Source organism: Agrococcus citreus (assembly GCF_039527715.1).
Taxonomy (GTDB): Bacteria; Actinomycetota; Actinomycetes; order Actinomycetales; family Microbacteriaceae; genus Agrococcus; species Agrococcus citreus.
In genome coordinates this window covers 303,273-320,908 of record NZ_BAAAKK010000001.1, presented here as the reverse complement: position 1 = coordinate 320,908, position 17,636 = coordinate 303,273, and the positions used below count along the sequence as shown (strand labels likewise).

The following is a 17,636-nucleotide window of genomic DNA, read 5'->3' as shown; positions in this document are numbered from 1 at the left end:
TTTCGATCGCTCCCCGAGATGGACTCGAACCATCAACCTGCCGGTTAACAGCCGGCTGCTCTGCCAATTGAGCTATCGAGGATCGCTGCAGGAGCGACGACAAGCGTAGCATCCCGCGCGGCTCTGGGTCACATCGGGGGCTCTCGCGCTAGCGTGCGAAGCACGACGTCCGTCCCGCACGCCCTGGAGCATCCATGCCCGCACGCACCCGCCACCTCCCGATGCTCGCCCTCGCCGCAGGCGTAGCGCTCACCATGTCTGGCTGCATCATCATGCCGCCCGCGCTGCCCACGGCCGCGCCCGCGCAGCCGAGCGCGCCGCCCTCCGCCGAGCCGAGCCCGACCGAGGGGTCGGAGCCGACCGAGAGCACCGAGCCGTCGCCGAGCGCCGACGGCGGAGACCTGCCCGAGTACGTCGACTTCGACACCGCGCTCGAGCCGGGCACGCTCGCGGGCTGGGAGACGAGCATCCTCACCGACTCGGCGTTCACCGTGCAGCCCGACTCCGACTTCCCCATCGGCCCCACGATCAGCGTGGTCGAGACGGCGACCGGCTGCTCCTTCTGGGCCTACCAGGGCATGCCCGACAGCGACTCGACCGACGAGGAGGAGAGCTCGCTCGCGACCCTCACCGCCTTCCTGGGCGGCACCGCGCCCGAGAGCACCGACCTCGTCGACCTGGGGCCGTCGGACTCGCAGGGGACGACCGTGGTCTTCCTCTCGACCGTGCGCGAGGGTGACGCCGGTGCGACCGAGGTCTACTACGCCCGCAACTTCCAGTCGAGCCAGTCGACGAGCGCCATCCGTGCCACGTGCCCGGCCGGCGCCGGCGACCTCGAGTCGATCGACGAGGTCGTGTTCGAGCACTTCCAGATCAACTTCCTCGCCCCGTAGGCCGAGGAGCTACTCCGAGCGCAGCGACCGCCGCTCGCGCTCGAGCTCCATGAGCTGCTCCTGCAGCCGCTTCGAGCCCTCGGGATCGGCGGGCCCGATGCGCTGCAGGCTGCCGAGCAGCTCAGCCTTGCGCCGCAGGATGTCGCGGTCGACGAGCGAGCCGACGATGCCGCGCACGTAGGCGGTGACGCCCTCGTTCGTCGACTGCGGGATGGGCGCCATCGCGAGCGTGCGCACGAGCGGCACGATCTCGGACGGCACCGCCTGGGCGACCTGCTCGGAGAAGTCGGGCCGATCGATCGCGTCGAGCGACGCGAGCACGCCGTCGCGCACCACCGCGAGCGACGGGTTCGCGATGTAGGCGGTCGCGCCGCGCACCGCGAGCTCGCGCCCGAGCACGGCCGGCTGCTGCAGCAGCGCCGACATGGCGTCGCGCTCGAGCCGCGAGGCCGGGTCGCGCTCGAGCTGCTTGAGGGCGACATCGGCGGGCGGATGCGCGCCGGCAGCACCGTCGGGCGTCCCCGCCGGGCGCGGCCCGGCCTGGCGCACCGCGCTGCGCACCTCCTCAGGCGTGACGCCGAGCCAGCCCGCGACGGTGCGGGTGTAGCCGTCGGCGAGCGCGCGGTCGCGGATCGACTGCAGCACGGGCGCCGCGCGGCGCATCGCGGCCACCCGCCCCTCGACCGTCTCGAGGTCGTGCTCCGCGACGATGCGGCGCAGCATGAACTCGAAGAGCGGCCGCGGCGACTGCACGAGCTTGCGCACGGCGTCATCCCCGCGCTCGAGCCGCAGGTCGCACGGGTCGAGCCCGCCCGGCGGCACGGCGACGAACGTCTGCGCCGCGAAGCGCTGCTCCTCGGCGAAGGTGCGGGCCGCCGCCTTCTGGCCCGCCTCGTCGGGGTCGAACGTGAACACGACCCTGCCGAGCGATCGCGTGTCGGTGGTCGACACATCGCCGAGCACCCGGCGCAGCACCTTGATGTGGTCGACGCCGAACGACGTGCCGCACGTCGCGACCGCGGTCGTCACGCCCGCGAGGTGGCACGCCATCACATCCGTGTAGCCCTCGACGACGACCGCCTCATGGCCGCGCGCGATGTCGCGCTTCGCGAGGTCGAGCCCGTAGAGCACCTGGCTCTTGCGGAAGATCGGGGTCTCGGGCGAGTTGAGGTACTTCGGGCCCTTGTCGTCGTCGGAGAGGCGCCGCGCCCCGAAGCCGACGGTCGCGCCCGCGACGTCGCGGATCGGCCAGATCAGCCTGCCGCGGAACCGGTCGTAGCTGCCCCGCTGCCCCTCGCTCAGCAGCCCGGCACCGAGCAGCTCGGCCTCGGTGAAGCCGCGACCGCGCAAGTGCTGCTTCAGCGACTCGAACGACGAGGGCGCGAAGCCCACGCCGAAGCGCTCCGCGGCCGCGAGGTCGAACCCGCGCTCGCCCAGGAAGCGCTGCCCGAGCGCTGCGGCGGGCGTGACGAGCTGCTCGCGGAAGTAGGCCTCAGCGGCGCGGCTCGCCTCGAGCAGGCGCAACCGGCCGCTCGTCTCCTCCTGCGGCTTGCCGTCCTCGTAGTGCAGCGTGTAGCCGAGCTGCGAGGCGAAGCGCTCCACCGTCTCGGTGAACGACGTGTGGTCCATCGCCATCGCGAACTGGAAGACGTCGCCGTCCTCGCCGCATCCGAAGCAGTGGTAGCGGCCGACGGTCGGTCGCACGTGGAAGGAGGGCGAGCGCTCGTCGTGGAAGGGGCAAAGCCCCTTCATGCTGCCGACGCCCGCCGTCTTGAGCGTCACGTGAGCGCCGACGACGTCGACGATCGAGATGCGCGCGCGCAGCTCGTCGATGTCCTCGCGCCGGATCCGCCCCGCCACGACGGCCTCAGTCCCCCACGTGGCGCTCGTGCCACGCGAACGCGCCGCGGTCGGTGAGCGTCGAGACCTGGTCGACGACCACGCGAGCGCGCTGCGCGTCGTCGGATGCGTCGGCCCAGTCGTCGGCGAAGGCGCGGTCGAGCGCGCTCGGCCCGATGCGCAGGATCGCGTCGCACAGCTCCTGCAGGATGCGCCGCTGGCTCGCGTAGATCGGCTGACGGCGCTCCGCGAGGATGAAGACGGCGGCCGTGCCCTTGAGCACCGCGATCTCGGCGCGCACCTCGCGCGGCACCTCGACGGTGGCGCCGAAGCGCGCGAGCGGCCCCTCGTGCGTCTCGCGCGTGCGCCGGCTCGACGCGTTCGCGAACCGGCCGATGAGCTTCGACGTGAGGTTCTTGAGCTTCGCGTGATCGGCGCGCGAGCCGTCGAACGAGCGCAGCCACGTGTCGAGGTCGTCGAGCCGGTCGAAGGCGGCGAGCAGCTCGTCGCGCGTGAACTCCGGCCCCACCCACGCGAGCATCGTCGAGACGAGCTCGTCGTGACCGACCCGGCTCTGCAGCTTCGCGACGTCGACGTAGCCGCCCACCACCGCATCCTCGAAGTCGTGCACCGAGTAGGCGATGTCGTCGGCGAGGTCCATGACCTGCGCCTCGATGCTCGGGCGCGCCTCGGGGGCACCCTCGCGCATCCACTCGAACGCCTCGCGATCCGACTCGTAGAAGCCGAACTTGATGCGGCCGGATGCGTCGTGCACGTCGCCGGCCGGCCACGGGTACTTGCACGCGGCATCGACGGAGGCGCGCGTGAGGTTGAGGCCGTACGGCTGGTCGCGGATGATCTTGGGCTCGAGCCGCGTGATGACCCGGAGCGTCTGCGCGTTGCCCTCGAAGCCGCCGATGCCGAGCGCCCACTCGTTGAGGCCGCGCTCGCCGTTGTGGCCGAAGGGCGGATGCCCGATGTCGTGGGCGAGGCAGGCCGTGTCGACGATGTCGGGGTCGAGGCCGAGCGCGACCGCGAGCTCTCGGCCGATCTGCGCGACCTCGAGGGAGTGCGTGAGCCGCGTGCGCGAGTCGTCGAAGCCCATCGTGGGCGAGAGCACCTGCGTCTTCTGGCCGAGCCTGCGGAACGCGCTCGAGTGCAGCAGCCGCGCGCGGTCCCTCGCGAAGTCGGTGCGCGCCGAGGCGTGCGTCTCGGGCAGGCGCCGCTCGGCGTCGTGCGCGGTGTAGTCGCCGAGGCCCGTCGTGCGCTGCTCAGCCGCCACGGGTGTCGCTCTCGTCCTCGATGAGGGCGGCGCGCTGCGTGGGCGTCAGCTCGGGGCTGTCGAGCCAGCCGTCCGGGAGCGCGGGCTTGCGCGGGCTGCCGGCCCTGCCCCGCTGCCCCTCGATGCCCTCGGCGACGTACGGCACCGCGTGGTCGAGCGCACCGAGCAGGTCGTCGAGCTGCGCGAGCGACTCGACGCCCGCGAGGGCGCGGCGGGCGTCGCCGCCGACCGGGTAGCCCTTGAAGTACCAGGCGACGTGCTTGCGGATGTCGCGGCAGGCGCGGTCCTCCTCGTCGAAGAACTCGACGAGCAGCTCGGCGTGCCGCCGGAAGGCGTGGGCGACCTGCCCGAGCGTCGGGCGGTGGCGCTCGTCGCTCCCGGCGAACGCGGCCGCGAGGTCGCCGAACAGCCACGGCCGCCCGAGGCAGCCGCGGCCGACCACGACGCCGTCGACGCCTGTCTCGCGCATCATCCGCACCGCATCCTCTGCCTGCCAGATGTCGCCGTTGCCGAGCACCGGCACCGAGGTGACGGCCTCCTTGAGCTGCGCGATCGCCGACCAGTCGGCGGTGCCCGAGTAGTGCTGCGCCGCGGTGCGCCCGTGCAGGGCGACCGCCGCGACCCCGGCGTCCTCGGCGATGCGGCCCGCATCGAGGAACGTCAGGTGCTCGTCGTCGATGCCCTTGCGCATCTTCACGGTGACGGGGATGTCGCCGGCGCGCTGCACGGCGCGCGTCACGATCGCGCGGAACAGGTCGCGCTTCCACGGCAGCGCGCTGCCCCCGCCGCGGCGCGTGACCTTCGGCACGGGGCAGCCGAAGTTGAGGTCGATGTGGTCGGCACGATCCTCGTCGACGAGGATCGCGACGGCCTGCTCGACCGTGCGCGGATCGACGCCGTAGAGCTGCACCGAGCGCAGCGACTCCGACTCGTGGTGGCTGATGAGCCGCATCGTCTCGGGTGTGCGCTCGACGAGGGCGCGCGAGGTGATCATCTCGCTCACGTACAGCCCCGCGCCGAACTCGCGGCACAGCCTCCGGAACGCCGTGTTCGTGATGCCGGCCATGGGCGCGAGCACGACCGGCGCGTCGAGGGCGATGGGCCCGATCGACAGCGTCGGCGCGGTGCTCACGGTGGTGCTCATGCTCCGATGAGCCCCTGCGCGAGGTGCGCCTCGAGGTCGTCGACCTTGACGCGCGTCTGCGCCATCGAGTCGCGCTCGCGCACGGTCACCGCGCCGTCCTCGAGCGAGTCGAAGTCGATCGTGACGCAGAAGGGCGTGCCGACCTCGTCCTGGCGGCGGTAGCGGCGGCCGATCGCGCCGGCGTCGTCGAAGTCGATCGCCCAGTTGCCGCGCAGGCGACCGGCGATCTCGCGAGCGAGCGGCGACAGCTGCTCGTTGCGCGACAGCGGCAGCACGGCGACCTTGACCGGCGCGAGGCGCGGGTCGAGGCGCAGCACCGTGCGGGTGTCGGTGCCGCCCTTGGCGTTCGGCACCTCCTCCTCGGCGTACGCGTCGACGAGGAAGGCCATGAGGCTGCGCGTGAGGCCGAACGACGGCTCGATGACGTACGGCGTGTAGCGCTCGCCGGTGGCCTGGTCGAAGTAGACGAGGTCCTTGCCCGACGCCTCGGAGTGCGACTTCAGGTCGAAGTCGGTGCGGTTCGCGATGCCCATGAGCTCGCCCCACTCCGAGCCCTGGAAGCCGAAGCGGTACTCGACGTCGATCGTGCCCGCCGAGTAGTGGGCGCGCTCCTCCTCGGGCACGTCGAAGCGGCGCATGTTGGCCGGGTCGACGCCGAGGTCGACGAACCACTGCCAGCACGCCTCGACCCAGCGGTCGAACCACTCGGGGGCGTCGTCGGGCGCGGTGAAGAACTCGATCTCCATCTGCTCGAACTCGCGCGTGCGGAAGATGAAGTTGCCGGGCGTGATCTCGTTGCGGAACGCCTTGCCGACCTGGCCGATGCCGAACGGCGGCTTCTTGCGCGAGACGGTGAGCACGTTCGAGAAGTTGACGAAGATGCCCTGTGCCGTCTCGGGGCGCAGGTAGTGCTGGCCGGCCTCGTTGTCGACCGGGCCGAGGTAGGTCTTCATGAGGCCCGAGAACATCTGCGGCTCGGTCCATTTGCCCGTCGTGCCGCAGTCGGGGCACGTGATCTCCTCCATCGAGGCGGCCTCGCGGCCCTTCTTCGCCGCGTACGCCTCTTCGAGGTGGTCCTGGCGGTGGCGCTTGTGGCACTGCAGGCACTCGACGAGCGGATCGGTGAAGGTGGCGACGTGGCCGGATGCGTGCCACACGGCCGAGGGCAGGATGATCGACGAGTCGAGACCGACCATGTCGTCGCGGCCCTGCACGAACGTCTTCCACCACTGGCGCTTGATGTTCTCCTTGAGCGCCACGCCGAGGGGCCCGTAGTCCCACGCGGACCGGGATCCGCCGTAGATCTCGCCCGCCTGGAACACGAAGCCACGGCGCTTCGCGAGGTTGATGACGGCGTCGAGACGGTTCTGCACCACGGGGGCTCCTTGAGATCGGTCGCGCGCCGTCTCCCCGGGCCGGTCAGCCCGGGTCGCGCGCGCGGCACGTGAACCTCGATTCTACCGAGGCACGAGCGCATCCGTGCCGCCGTCGCCGTCGGCGGTGCACGCAGGGTGACAGGGGGCTGAGATAGGCTCGTGACTCGGGGCGCGCGCGCCCCGAAAGTCTGCGAGGAGGCCTGATGCGGAGCCAGGAGCGGCGGGAGCTCTACGGGGCGTGGGCAGAGCGCTGGCCCAGCGATGCGGCCGATCTGCTCGACGGCTATTCGGGCGCCTGGTGGATCGGTGGCAGCTGGGCGGTCGACATTGCGCTCGGCAGCGATCGGCAGCACGGCGACCTCGACATCGTCATCCCCCGCAGCGAGCTGAGCCTGCTGCGCGGCTGGCTCGGCGGCAAGTGGCAGCTGTGGTGCGCCTTCCAGGGTGCGCTCAAGCCCCTGCTCCCCCACGACTCCGACGTGCTGCCGCTCGGCACCACGAGCATCTGGCTGCGCCACAGCGCGTACGGCCAGTGGGAGTACGAGGTGCTGCTCGACCCGAGCGACAGCGAGTCGTGGCGATTCCGCCGCGACACTGCCGTCACGATGCCGCTCGAGGACGCGCTCGTGACGGTCAACGGCATCCGCTTCGCGAAGCCGCAGATCGTGCTGGCCTACGCCGCCGCCGAGAAGGCGGATGTCGCGTGGCTCGACGCCGCGCTGCCCGCGCTCGACGACGAGGCGCGCGCATGGCTCGCCGACCGCCTCACGGACGACCACCCGTGGCGGGAGCGCCTCGCCTCTTGACCGAGCACCGCGGACCCCAGCGGCCGCTCCTGGCGCTCCGCCCGCTCTCGGTCACCGATGCCGAGGCGATGGCCGACGTGCTCGCCGACCCGGCGCTCCACGTGTATACGGGCGGCGAGCCCGCGGCCCGAGAGGAGCTCGAGCGTCGCTATGCGGTGCAGGTGCAGGGCGGACCGCCCGACGGTTCGGAGCGATGGCTCAACCTGGTGGTGCTGCTCGGCGAGGAGCGGCGCCCGATCGGCTACGTGCAGGCGACGATTCCGGTCGGTGGCGAGTCGGCGGAGATCGCGTGGGTCATCGGCAGCCCGTGGCAGGCACGAGGCTTCGGCTCGCGCGCCGCATCCCTGCTCGTCAGCGAGCTCGCGATGCTCGGCATCCGAGAGCTCCTGGCCCACATCCATCCGAAGCACAGCGCATCGCAGCGAGTCGCCCGATCCTTGGGGATGAGCCCCACGGAGACGGTGGTGGACGGCGAGGTCCGCTGGACCGGTTCGCTGGATGCGGACGCGTGTGACGACGGCCACCCCGGCGGAGGCATCGGCGCTCGATGACCCCGGTCAGCACCGCTCGAGGATGTGCGCTGGGTCTCCTCGCGGCGCCAACCCCGCGTCGCGTAGCACCATGAGCGGCGGCTGGCCGGGACGGTCGCACACAGCGGCGAAGGTCGCACCGTCCGGCAGCGCGCCGGCGTACTCGACGGCGAGGTGGCGGTCGTGCAGCGCGCCGTAGGCGCCGCACTCGTCGAAGCGCGCGCACTCCTCGGTGATGACGAGGTCGAAGCCGGCCGCGGCCCCCGCCTGGCCGGCCTCGAGCGCGTTCTTCTGCGCCGCGGCGAGCCCGGCCGCGTGCGCGCGGTCGACGAGCATGCTCGCGAGCGCCAGCGTGCCGGCCTGCGACAGCCCGTCGACGCGCGTCCAGGCGTCGAGGTTGTCGAGCTCGACGGCCTCGAAGCCGGCCCGCGCGCATCCGTCGATCCACTCGCCCACGATCTCGGCGATCGCGGCGCGGGACGACGGGGTCGACGAGTCGAGGATGCGCTCGTCCGGCCATGCAGGATCGGCGACGGGATCGCCGGCGGCGTCGCGCAGCAGCAGCTCGGGGTGCTCGCGCGACCACCATTCGAGCTCGCCCGGCTGGGTCTGAAACGCGTTGACGTAGCAGACGTCGAGCACGACGCCCGCGGGCGGCGCCTCGCGGTCGCGCACCACGACCGTGACGTCGTCGCCGACGTCGGACGCGCCGCCCAGCTGGTAGTCGAGGCCGCCCTGCTCGGCGGCGGTCCAGCGATCCTCGAACGCGGCCTCGTCGAACCCGGCCCCGGCATCCGAGGCGCCGGCCGCGCAACCGGTGGCACCGAGCACCACCGCGAGCACGGCCGCGGCGGCGTGGCGTCGCATCACGCCGTCGGCGCGTCGATGGCTCCGCCGAAGCGGCGGTCGCGGCCGGAGTAGACGTCGAGCGCGCGCCAGAGGTCGCGGCGCGTGAAGTCGGGCCAGAGCCGGTCGAGGAACACCATCTCGGCGTAGGCGCCCTGCAGCGTGAGGAAGTTCGAGATCCGCTGCTCGCCCGACGACCGGATGTAGAGGTCGACGTCCGGCACATCGGGGTTGTACATGCGGCTGCGCACGAGTCGATCGGTGACGCCCGAGGGCTTGAGGCGCCCTGCCGCGACGTCCTCCGCGATCGAGCGCATCGCATCCGCGATCTCGTGCGTGCCGCCGTAGTTGACGCACATCTGCAGCGTCATCGTGCGGTTGCCCGCCGTGCGCCGCTCCGCCTCCTCGAGCTCGCGGATGACGGAGGCCCACAGCCGCGGACGCCGGCCGGCCCAGCGCACGCGCACGCCCCAGGCGTCCAGCTGGTCGCGCCGGCGGCGCAGCACGTCCTTGTTGAACCCCATGAGGAAGCGCACCTCGTCGGGGCTGCGCTTCCAGTTCTCGGTCGAGAACGCGTAGACGGAGAGGTGCTCGACGCCCGCCTGCAGGGCACCGGCGACGACGTCGAGCAGCACCGCCTCGCCCGCCGCGTGGCCCTGCGTGCGCGTGAGGCCGCGCTGGTTCGCCCAGCGGCCGTTGCCGTCCATGATGATCGCGACGTGCTTCGGCAGCGTGCCGCGCTCGTAGACGGGAGGCTGCTCGCCGGTCCAGTCGATCGGCCGCAGCGGTTCGCTCACGGAGCGATCCGGTCGACGTGCTCGAGGCTGCGCAGCCCGCGCTCGAGGTGGAACTGCACGTAGGCGGCGACGGCTCCGGATGCGCGCGAGCGGATGCCCTGATGGGCGGTCTCGGCGTGGGCCCAGTCGCCCGTCAGCAGCGCCGACAGCAGCTCGAGCGTGGGCTCGTCGACGCGGAGCGCACCGGCGGGTGCCGCGTGGTCGGCGACCATGCCGCCGAGCTGCGGCACGAACGAGCGGTGCGGACCGGGCTCGCCGGTGACGGCGCAGTCGCCGAACGACGGCGCCCAGCCCGCGACCGAGAGCGCCCGCAGCAGGTAGGAGTCGAGGGTGAGCGACGGATCGTGCTCCGAGCGCGCGAGCGACCGGAGCGCACCGACGAGCAGCAGGTACTGCTGCCGCGAGCCGTCCTCGTCGGTGAGCCGGTCGGCCGTCTCGACCATCGCGGTCGCCGCGGTGTAGCTGCGGTAGTCGGCGACGATGACCGGCGCGTAGCTGCCGAGCGTCACCGCTTGCGTGATGATGTCGAGGCTGCGGCCGACCGCGAGCTGCATATCGGCGACCATGAAGGGCTCGAGCCGCCCACCGAAGCGCGACGACGTGCGCCGCACGCCGCGCGCGACCGCGCGCACCTTGCCGTGCTCGCGCGTCAGCAGCGTGACGATGCGGTCGGCCTCCCCCAGCGAATGGGTGCGGAGGACGACCCCCTCGTCGCGGTAGGTGGGCATGGGCTCGTCAGCAGGTCTCGGGCCGCTACACGCTCTGCGCGGTGACCGGCTCCGGCGCCCCGACGACGCCGCGTGCCCGCAGTCCGCGGTTGACGGCGGAGACGATCGCGCGCAGCGACGCGTTCGTCGACGAGTGGTCGATGCCGACGCCCCAGTAGCGCGTGCCGCCGAGCTCGAGCTCGACGTAGGAGGCCGCCTGCGCGTCCTGCCCCTCGGCGAGCGTGTGCTCGACGTAGTCGATGAGCGACACCTCGACGCCCTCGCCACGCAGCAGCGACAGCAGCGCGTCGATGGGTCCGTTGCCGGCCGACTCGACGTCGCGCAGCGTCTGCTCATCGCGCAGCACGACCGTGAGGCGCGTCTCGCCGCCGAGCGTCGACGACGAGCCGACCTCGCGCAGCTCGAAGCGGCCCCACTGGTCCTCTGCCTCGCGCGACGGGTTCGGCAGGTACTCGTCGCTGAAGATCGACCAGATCGCGTCGCTCGTCACTTCGCCGCCCTCGCTGTCGGTGCGCCCCTGCACGATGTTCGAGAACTCGATCTGCAGCCTGCGCGGCAGGTCGAGCCCGTGGTCGGCCTTCAGCAGGTACGACACGCCGCCCTTGCCCGACTGCGAGTTGACGCGGATGACGGCCTCGTAGCTGCGGCCGACGTCCTTCGGGTCGATCGGCAGGTACGGCACCGCCCAGGTCATCTCGTCGACGCTCTTGCCGGCGCGCTCGGCGTCCTCGGCCATCCGCTCGAAGCCCTTCTTGATGGCGTCCTGGTGGGAGCCGGAGAAGGCGGTGTAGACGAGGTCGCCCGCCCACGGGCTGCGCTCGTGCACCTTGAGCTGGTTGCAGTGCTCGGCGACACGACGGATGCCGTCGAGGTCGGAGAAGTCGATCTCGGGATCGATGCCCTGCGTCAGCAGGTTCAGGCCGAGCGCGACGAGGTCGACGTTGCCCGTGCGCTCGCCGTTGCCGAACAGGCAGCCCTCGATGCGGTCGGCGCCGGCCATGTAGCCGAGCTCGGCCGCCGCGACGCCCGTGCCGCGGTCGTTGTGCGGGTGCAGGGACAGGATGACCGACTCGCGGCGCGCGAGGTTGCGGTGCATCCACTCGATCGAGTCGGCGTAGACGTTGGGCGTCGCCATCTCGACCGTCGACGGCAGGTTGATGATGACGGGCCGCTCGGGGCGGGCGTCGAGCGTCTCGATGATCGCGTTGCAGACCTCGAGCGCGTAGTCGAGCTCGGTGCCCGTGTACGACTCGGGGCTGTACTCGTAGAAGACCTTCGTGCGCTCGAGCATGCCCTCGAGCTCGAGGCACAGCTTGGCGCCGTCGACGGCGATCTGCTTCACGCCCTCGCGGTCGGAGCGGAAGACTACGTCGCGCTGCAGCACGCTCGTCGAGTTGTAGATGTGCACGATCGCCTGCTTCGCGCCGTCGATCGACTCGAACGTGCGGCGGATGAGGTGGTCGCGGCACTGCGTCAGCACCTGGATCGTGACGTCGTCGGGGATCAGGTCCTCGTCGATGAGCTTCCGGACGAAGTCGAAGTCGAGCTGGCTCGCCGACGGGAAGCCGACCTCGATCTCCTTGTAGCCCATTCCCACCAGCAGCTGGAACATCTTCAGCTTGCGGTCGGGCGTCATCGGGTCGATGAGCGCCTGGTTGCCGTCGCGCAGGTCGACGGCGCACCAGCGGGGCGCGCGCTCGATGCGCTTCGAGGGCCAGGTCCGGTCGGGGAGTTCGACCTTGATCTGCTCGTGGTACGGGGTGTAGCGGTGCGCCGGCATCCCGGATGGCTGCTGCATGTTCTTCATCTGTCGCTCCTGTCGCTGCTCTCATGTCCGGGCAGGACGGCCTCCGCGACGAGGAAGCCCGGGGTTCAGGCCTCGTCGCGGCGACGAAGGAGCAGCGCGCTCTGCATGGCTCCAGCGTACACCCGCCCCTCGCCGGGGCGGGTGCACGGAGGCCGTCAGTCGGCGGCGACGGCGGCGAGCGGCGCGATGCGCGACGCACGCCGACCGGCGGGCCAGCTCGCGATCGCCGCGACGGCGAGACCCGCGATCGCGAGCACGACGGGCAGCTGCCACGGGATCGTCGGGGCGGTCGAGACGACGCCCAGCACCGAGCCGACCATCGACTGCACCCCGATCCAGCCGAGCAGCATCCCGACGCCGAAGCCGGTCGTGACGGCGACGATCGTGATCGCGCCAGCCTCGGCCAGCAGCATCCGCACGGTGTGCGCGCGACGCAGGCCGAGCATCCGGAGCAGTCCGATCTCGCGCGTGCGGCGGCGCACGGAGAGCAGCATCGCGGCGACGAAGCCGAGCACGCCCAGCACGGCCGAGAAGCCGACGATCGCCGTGACGACCATCGTGACGCCGGTGAGCAGCGCCTCGAGCTCGGCGCGGAAGACCGGGTCGCGCTCGATCGTGACCACTGCCGTCGTGAGCGAGGCGCCCGCCGTGACCATCATCGTGACGACCGCGGCGCCCACGAAGAGCGCGAGCACGAGCGACGAGGTGCGGCCCGGATGCGTCGCGAGCGTGCCCGCTGCGACGCGCGCGGGCACGGAGCGGCCCATGGCGCGGCCGGCGAGCGCGACGAGCGGCGGCGCGACCGCCGGTGCGATGCCGACGATGCCGACGACGAGCACGATGCCGCCGGCGAAGCCGACGAGCACCGCGAACGGCGTGATCGCGCCGAGCACGACCGCGCCGACGAGCAGCAGCGCGCCGATCGTCAGTGCGATGAGGGCGGGGACGCGGCGTGAGCGGCGCGTCGTCTCGACGTCGACGCCCGAGCCGCGCAGCGCCTCGAGCGGCGTCACGGCGAGCACGGTGCGCGTCGCGAGCCAGGCGGCGACGATCGCCGCGAGCGCGACCGCGATGGCGGGCGCGAGCGCTCCGGGCATGACCGGCGGCATGCCGGTCAGCTCGAGTCCCTCGGCCGGCTGCGTCAGCAGCGCCTCGACCGGGATCGCCGCGAGCACGCCGATGCCCCAGCCGAGCACGGCGCCGCCGACGCCGACGGCGGCGAAGCGGCCGAGCATCCGTCGCCGCTCCGATCGTGCCGTCGCGCCGAGCAGGCGGCGCAGTGCGATCTCACCGCGCAGGTCCTCGACCGCACCGGTGAGCGCCTGGCGGACGACGATCGCGGCCACGACGACCGAGACCCCGATGAGCAGCGTGCCGGCGAGCGCGAGCAGCAGTCGTGCCGTCTCGCTCTCGGCCACCATGCGCTCGCCGTAGAGCGCGAGCGCCGCGTGCTCCATGAGCGTCGAGAGCGCGGTGCCGAAGGCTGAGGCGAGGGCCGCGACGGCGAACGCGAGCGCGGCGCCCGTGCGCGAGGACGCGCCGGCGGTGCGGGCGCTGGCCGCGGCGGGTGCGGCGGTCGGCGCGTCGGTCGCGGTCATCGGACGCCGCCGCTCGAGCGGTGCGCGCCAGCGGACCCGAGCGCGCCAGCCGGACCCGCGATCGGGGGTCCGGCGAGCGATGCGGGGTCCGCGTGGCCAGGGCGCTGCAGCATCCGCTGCGCGATCGTTGCAGCATCGGTCGCCGGCAGGTCGTCGTCGAGGCGGCCGTCGCGCAGCAGCACGACCCGCTCGGCGCGAGCGGCGACGGCCGCGTCGTGGGTGACGACGACGATCGCCTGGCCGGCTGCCGCCTGCGCGACGAGGATCTCCTGCACCTCGAGCGACGTCGCGCTGTCGAGCGCGCCCGTCGGCTCATCGGCGAGCACGATCGCGGGGCGGTGGGCGAGCGCACGAGCGATCGCGAAGCGCTGCTGCTGCCCGCCCGAGAGCTCGTGGGGGCGGCGGGCGCCGAGCCCGGCGATGCCCAGGTCGTCGAGCAGGTCCTGGATGCGCTTGCCGTCGGGCGCAGCGCCCGCGAGCAGCGCGGGCAGCTGCACGTTCTCGATCGCGGTGAGGCTCGGCACGAGGTTGAACGACTGGAAGACGACGCCGACCTGCGTGCGGCGCAGCGCCGTGAGCGCGTCGTCGTCGAGGCCGACGACCGAGGTGCCTCCGATCACGACGTCGCCCGAGGTGGGCTCGTCGAGGCCGGCGGCGAGGTGCAGGAGGGTCGACTTGCCGGAGCCGGACTGGCCCATGACGGCGGTGAGGGTGCCGGGCTCGATCGCGAGGTCGAGCCCGTCGAGGGCGGTGACGGATGCGTCGCCGTGGCCGAAGCGCTTCGTGACGGCTCGGAGGCGGAGTGCGTGCTGGTGCATGGTTCCAGTCAACGCAGCGCCGGTATCGGTGTCGTCGCGCTGAAGACCGACGCCGGGTCATCCGACCGGATGATCCGCCCTTCGCCGGTCGAGCCGCACGGGCGCCCCCACCTCGCCGGTCGAGCCGCACGGGCGCCCCGGCGCCCGCGCGAGTCGAGACCACGTCAGGAGCGCCCTCGGTAGGTGTTGCGGCACCGACCTGCCCACCCACTGGTGGGCGGCACGGCCACTCGGTGCCCCAACCGCCTCATCCCGCCGCAGGCGCTCGCAGCCGCTCATCGAGCATCACCGCCATGAGAGCGGGGCGCTGCAGCGGGAGGCCGTGGCCGACACCCTCGAGGATGCGCAGCTCGCTCCCGGGTCGCGCCGCCTGCAGGATCCGAGCCGAGTCGCGCATGAGCGCTCGCTCGCGCGCCCCCGCGACGACCAGCGCAGGGCTGCGCGGCACCGCCCATCCAGCAGGCGGCGCGAACCGCAGGTTCTCCCCCACGCTCGTGACGAGCGTCGCGCGGCTGATCCGCGACGAGTCCTCGAGGTACGCGGGCAGCAGCGACTCGGGCACGAAGAGCTCCTTCGCCTGCAGCCGCGCGAAGCGCGGCCAGCGGGCCAGCGGCGCTGCGGCCCCGAGCATCGCGACCGTCGGCCCCGCGAGCGCGAGGGGCTTCGCCTGCGCGCTCACCACGACGACGTCGGCGACGAGATCCGGGCGCTCGGAGGCGAGCAGCACCGCGAGCTGCGCCCCGAGCGAGAAGCCCGCGACGACGGCGCCCGAGGGCGCGTGCTGCTCGAGCAGCAGCACGAGCGCGTCGACCGTCTCGCGGTGCGAGCGGTAGTCGTCGGATGCGCTGCGGCCATGGCCTGGCAGGTCGGGGACGAGCGCGCGGACCGGGGCTCGCAGCCGCTCGAGCGTCGGCTGCCACATCCAGCCGGACACGCCACCGCCGTGCAGCAGCAGGAGCGGGCGCCCGTCCGAAGGGCCGGAGGTCTCGAGGTGCATGGAGCCATCCTGGCGGGTGGTGGTCTCGACTCGGGCGGGGCGCAGGGCGCCCCGACCGGCTCGATCAGCGGGGAGGGCGGGGCGCGGGGCGCCCCGACCGGCTCGACCGGCGAGCCGGCGGGTCAGGCCGGGTGCTCGCCCACCAGGCCGTGCTCGTAGGCGAAGACGACGAGCTGCACCCGGTCTCGCAGGCCGAGCTTCGCGAGGACCCGCGAGATGTGCGTCTTGACCGTCGCCTCCGAGACGAACTCCGAGCGGGCGATCTCGGTGTTCGACAGGCCCTTCGCGGCGAGGCCGAAGATCTGGCGCTCGCGCTCCGTGAGCTCGCCGAACGTCGTCGGCGCCGCTCGCCGCTGGCGGCCGAACGCCTTGAACAGCTCGCGCGTCGCGCTCGCCGCGACGACCTCGTTGCCTGCGTGCACCGTGCGGATGGCGGCGAGCACGAGCTCAGGCTCCGCATCCTTCAGCACGAACCCGGATGCGCCGGCCCGGATCGCCCGCGCTGCGGCCTCGTCGAGGTCGAAGGTCGTGAGCACGACGACCCGCACCGCAGGGTTCTGGCGCACGATGCGGTCGGTCGCCGAGATGCCGTCGAGCACGGGCATCCGCACATCCATGAGCACGACATCGGGCTGCTGCTCCTCCGCGAGCCGCACCGCCTGCGCGCCGTCGGCCGCCTCGCCGACGCACACGAGGTCGGGCTGCGACTCCACGAGCATCCGGATGCCGCCGCGGAACAGCGCTTGGTCGTCGACGATCAGCACGCGGATCACGCGGGCCCTCCTTCGTGCATGAGTGCAGCCGGGAACGCGGCGCGCACCCGGAACCAGCCGCGCTCGACCCCGGTCCACGCATCGCCGCCCGCGAGCCGCGCGCGCTCGTGCATGCCGCGCACACCGTGACCGGGCGTGCCCGGCGAGCTCGAGATGCGGTTGTGCACGTCGACAACGATGCCAGCGCCGCCGTGCGGGATGGCGACACCGCGCAGGCGCACGTGCACCGGCTCTGCCCGATCGCCGTGGCGCAGCGCGTTCGTGAGCGCCTCCTGCAGGATCCGGTAGGCGGCGATGTCGGCCGTGCGCGGCAGCATCGGCTGCACGCCCGAGCGCTCGAAGCGCACGTCGAGGCCGCTCCCCCGCATCCGCTCGATGAGCACGTCGACGTCGCCGAGCGACGCGACCGGGTCGGGTGCCTCGCTGTGGCGCAGCTGCTCGAGCAGCAGCCGCACGTCGCCGAGCGCCTGCTTGGCGGTGCCGGCGATCCGCTCGAGCGATGCGTCCTTCGCGGCCGGGTCGGCCGTGTAGCGCGCGCCGTTCGCCTGCGCGATGACGACCGCGAGCGAGTGCGCGACCACGTCGTGCATGTCGCGCGCGAGGGCGGCGCGCTCCTCCTCCTGGTCGGCGCGCTGCTGCGAGACCTGCGCGACGACCGTCGCCGCCTCGGTGCGCGCCGCCGCGGCGACGCCCCACCCGATGAGGATCATCATCGAGAACAGCAGCATCGGCGGGATCCAGAAGAACGCGACGAGGCGCACGAGCTCGGCGACCGGCACCGGCGAGCCGGGTGCGAAGCCCGCGAGCCCGCCCGTCGTCGCAACCCAGTAGGCGGCGAGCACCGACGCGACGAGCGAGAGCCCCAGCGCGCCGAGCCTGCCCTGCCACTGCGAGAAGCGGCCGGCGGAGTAGAGCAGCACGAGCACGCCGAACCACATCGGGAACATGGGTGCCCCGACGACGACGTGCACGGCCGCGAGCGCGGTGAGGCCCGCGAGCGCGAGCACCGGTCGCGTGCGGCGCAGCAGGATCGCGCCGGGGACCGCGAGGGCGACGACGCCCGCGAGCAGCCAGTGCCAGCCGAAGCCGACCGTGCCGAGCAGCAGCGTGGGCACCGCGAGGACGAGCACGGTCGTGCCCGCGATGATCGCGTCGGACCGCAGCGAGCCGGGGACCGACGGCTCCGCGGCGGCGGGCGCGGCGGGGTCGACGGTCGGCAGGGTGGTCACGGCATCCAGCGTAGGTCGGCGCCGCGATCGGCAGGGCCGCGAGGGCGCGCAATCATCCGCTCGGCGGAGGGGACGTGCGCCGCTGCCGGCCCCCGCGGCCGCTCGTGCACCGAGCGGTCACGAGACGAGGAGATCTGGCCCGCGGTGCACGGAGCGAGGACGCCTGAGCCTCC

16 protein-coding genes and 1 tRNA gene are annotated in these 17,636 nt (G+C 72.8%); 3 read left to right on the top strand and 14 right to left on the bottom strand.

Features of this window, described 5'->3' with window-relative positions:
- Nucleotides 1–9 precede the first annotated feature (9 nt).
- Nucleotides 10–82: transfer RNA gene (locus ABD106_RS01590), tRNA-Asn, on the bottom strand.
- Between the two features lie 112 nt (nt 83–194).
- Here ABD106_RS01590 and ABD106_RS01585 point away from each other — a divergent pair.
- A complete protein-coding gene (locus ABD106_RS01585; protein ID WP_343916643.1) occupies nt 195–893 on the top strand; it encodes a hypothetical protein in 699 nt (232 codons plus the stop codon).
- 9 nt (nt 894–902) lie between these two features.
- Here ABD106_RS01585 and dnaG read toward each other — a convergent pair whose 3' ends face one another.
- Genes dnaG through ABD106_RS01565 form a run of 4 tightly spaced genes read right to left on the bottom strand, consistent with a single transcriptional unit; the run spans nt 903 to nt 6,534 of the window.
- Nucleotides 903–2,753 (bottom strand): DNA primase, encoded by a 1,851-nt coding sequence (gene dnaG, locus ABD106_RS01580; RefSeq protein WP_343916641.1) that lies wholly within the window; start codon nt 2,751–2,753, stop codon nt 903–905.
- 7 nt (nt 2,754–2,760) lie between these two features.
- Nucleotides 2,761–4,014 (bottom strand): deoxyguanosinetriphosphate triphosphohydrolase, encoded by a 1,254-nt coding sequence (locus ABD106_RS01575; RefSeq protein ID WP_343916639.1) that lies wholly within the window; start codon nt 4,012–4,014, stop codon nt 2,761–2,763.
- Nucleotides 4,004–5,158, bottom strand: a complete 1,155-nt coding sequence (gene dusB / locus ABD106_RS01570; RefSeq protein ID WP_343916637.1) for a tRNA dihydrouridine synthase DusB — start codon at nt 5,156–5,158, stop codon at nt 4,004–4,006. Before dusB ends, ABD106_RS01575 begins: the two co-directional genes overlap by 11 nt.
- Nucleotides 5,155–6,534 (bottom strand): glycine--tRNA ligase, encoded by a 1,380-nt coding sequence (locus ABD106_RS01565; RefSeq protein WP_343916635.1) that lies wholly within the window; start codon nt 6,532–6,534, stop codon nt 5,155–5,157. Before ABD106_RS01565 ends, dusB begins: the two co-directional genes overlap by 4 nt.
- A gap of 203 nt (nt 6,535–6,737) precedes the next feature.
- Here ABD106_RS01565 and ABD106_RS01560 point away from each other — a divergent pair, with 203 nt between their 5' ends.
- A complete protein-coding gene (locus ABD106_RS01560) occupies nt 6,738–7,340 on the top strand; it encodes a nucleotidyltransferase domain-containing protein (RefSeq protein ID WP_343916633.1) in 603 nt (200 codons plus the stop codon).
- Nucleotides 7,337–7,891: a GNAT family N-acetyltransferase gene (locus ABD106_RS01555; protein WP_343916631.1), complete on the top strand. Its 555-nt coding sequence runs from the start codon at nt 7,337–7,339 to the stop codon at nt 7,889–7,891. Before ABD106_RS01560 ends, ABD106_RS01555 begins: the two co-directional genes overlap by 4 nt.
- Nucleotides 7,892–7,897: 6 nt before the next feature.
- On the opposite strand, the gene ABD106_RS01550 is transcribed toward ABD106_RS01555, so the two are convergent.
- From ABD106_RS01550 to ABD106_RS01510, 9 genes are all read right to left on the bottom strand, one after another.
- Nucleotides 7,898–8,737 carry an endo alpha-1,4 polygalactosaminidase gene (locus ABD106_RS01550; RefSeq protein ID WP_343917848.1) on the bottom strand — a complete coding sequence of 280 codons (840 nt, stop codon included), beginning with the start codon at nt 8,735–8,737 and terminating at the stop codon, nt 7,898–7,900.
- Complete coding sequence (locus ABD106_RS01545; protein WP_343916629.1) at nt 8,737–9,513, bottom strand: isoprenyl transferase; 777 nt, start codon at nt 9,511–9,513, stop codon at nt 8,737–8,739. The genes ABD106_RS01550 and ABD106_RS01545 overlap by 1 nt, the downstream gene beginning before the upstream one ends.
- The gene (gene recO, locus ABD106_RS01540) at nt 9,510–10,241 is read right to left on the bottom strand and encodes a DNA repair protein RecO (RefSeq protein ID WP_343916627.1); all 732 of its coding nucleotides are present in this window, start codon (nt 10,239–10,241) and stop codon (nt 9,510–9,512) included. Before recO ends, ABD106_RS01545 begins: the two co-directional genes overlap by 4 nt.
- Nucleotides 10,242–10,266: 25 nt before the next feature.
- Nucleotides 10,267–12,048 carry a 2-isopropylmalate synthase gene (gene leuA / locus ABD106_RS01535; RefSeq protein ID WP_343916625.1) on the bottom strand — a complete coding sequence of 594 codons (1,782 nt, stop codon included), beginning with the start codon at nt 12,046–12,048 and terminating at the stop codon, nt 10,267–10,269.
- A gap of 155 nt (nt 12,049–12,203) precedes the next feature.
- On the bottom strand, nt 12,204–13,646 hold the full coding sequence (locus ABD106_RS01530; RefSeq protein ID WP_343916623.1) for an ABC transporter permease: 1,443 nt from the start codon (nt 13,644–13,646) through the stop codon (nt 12,204–12,206).
- Nucleotides 13,643–14,464, bottom strand: coding sequence for an ABC transporter ATP-binding protein (locus tag ABD106_RS01525; protein WP_343916621.1), 822 nt, complete (start codon nt 14,462–14,464; stop codon nt 13,643–13,645). Before ABD106_RS01525 ends, ABD106_RS01530 begins: the two co-directional genes overlap by 4 nt.
- A 247-nt stretch (nt 14,465–14,711) precedes the next feature.
- Nucleotides 14,712–15,461: an alpha/beta fold hydrolase gene (locus ABD106_RS01520; RefSeq protein ID WP_343916619.1), complete on the bottom strand. Its 750-nt coding sequence runs from the start codon at nt 15,459–15,461 to the stop codon at nt 14,712–14,714.
- A gap of 122 nt (nt 15,462–15,583) precedes the next feature.
- A complete protein-coding gene (locus tag ABD106_RS01515) occupies nt 15,584–16,234 on the bottom strand; it encodes a response regulator (RefSeq protein WP_343916617.1) in 651 nt (216 codons plus the stop codon).
- Nucleotides 16,231–17,463 carry a sensor histidine kinase gene (locus tag ABD106_RS01510; protein WP_343916615.1) on the bottom strand — a complete coding sequence of 411 codons (1,233 nt, stop codon included), beginning with the start codon at nt 17,461–17,463 and terminating at the stop codon, nt 16,231–16,233. Before ABD106_RS01510 ends, ABD106_RS01515 begins: the two co-directional genes overlap by 4 nt.
- Nucleotides 17,464–17,636: the final 173 nt, after the last annotated feature.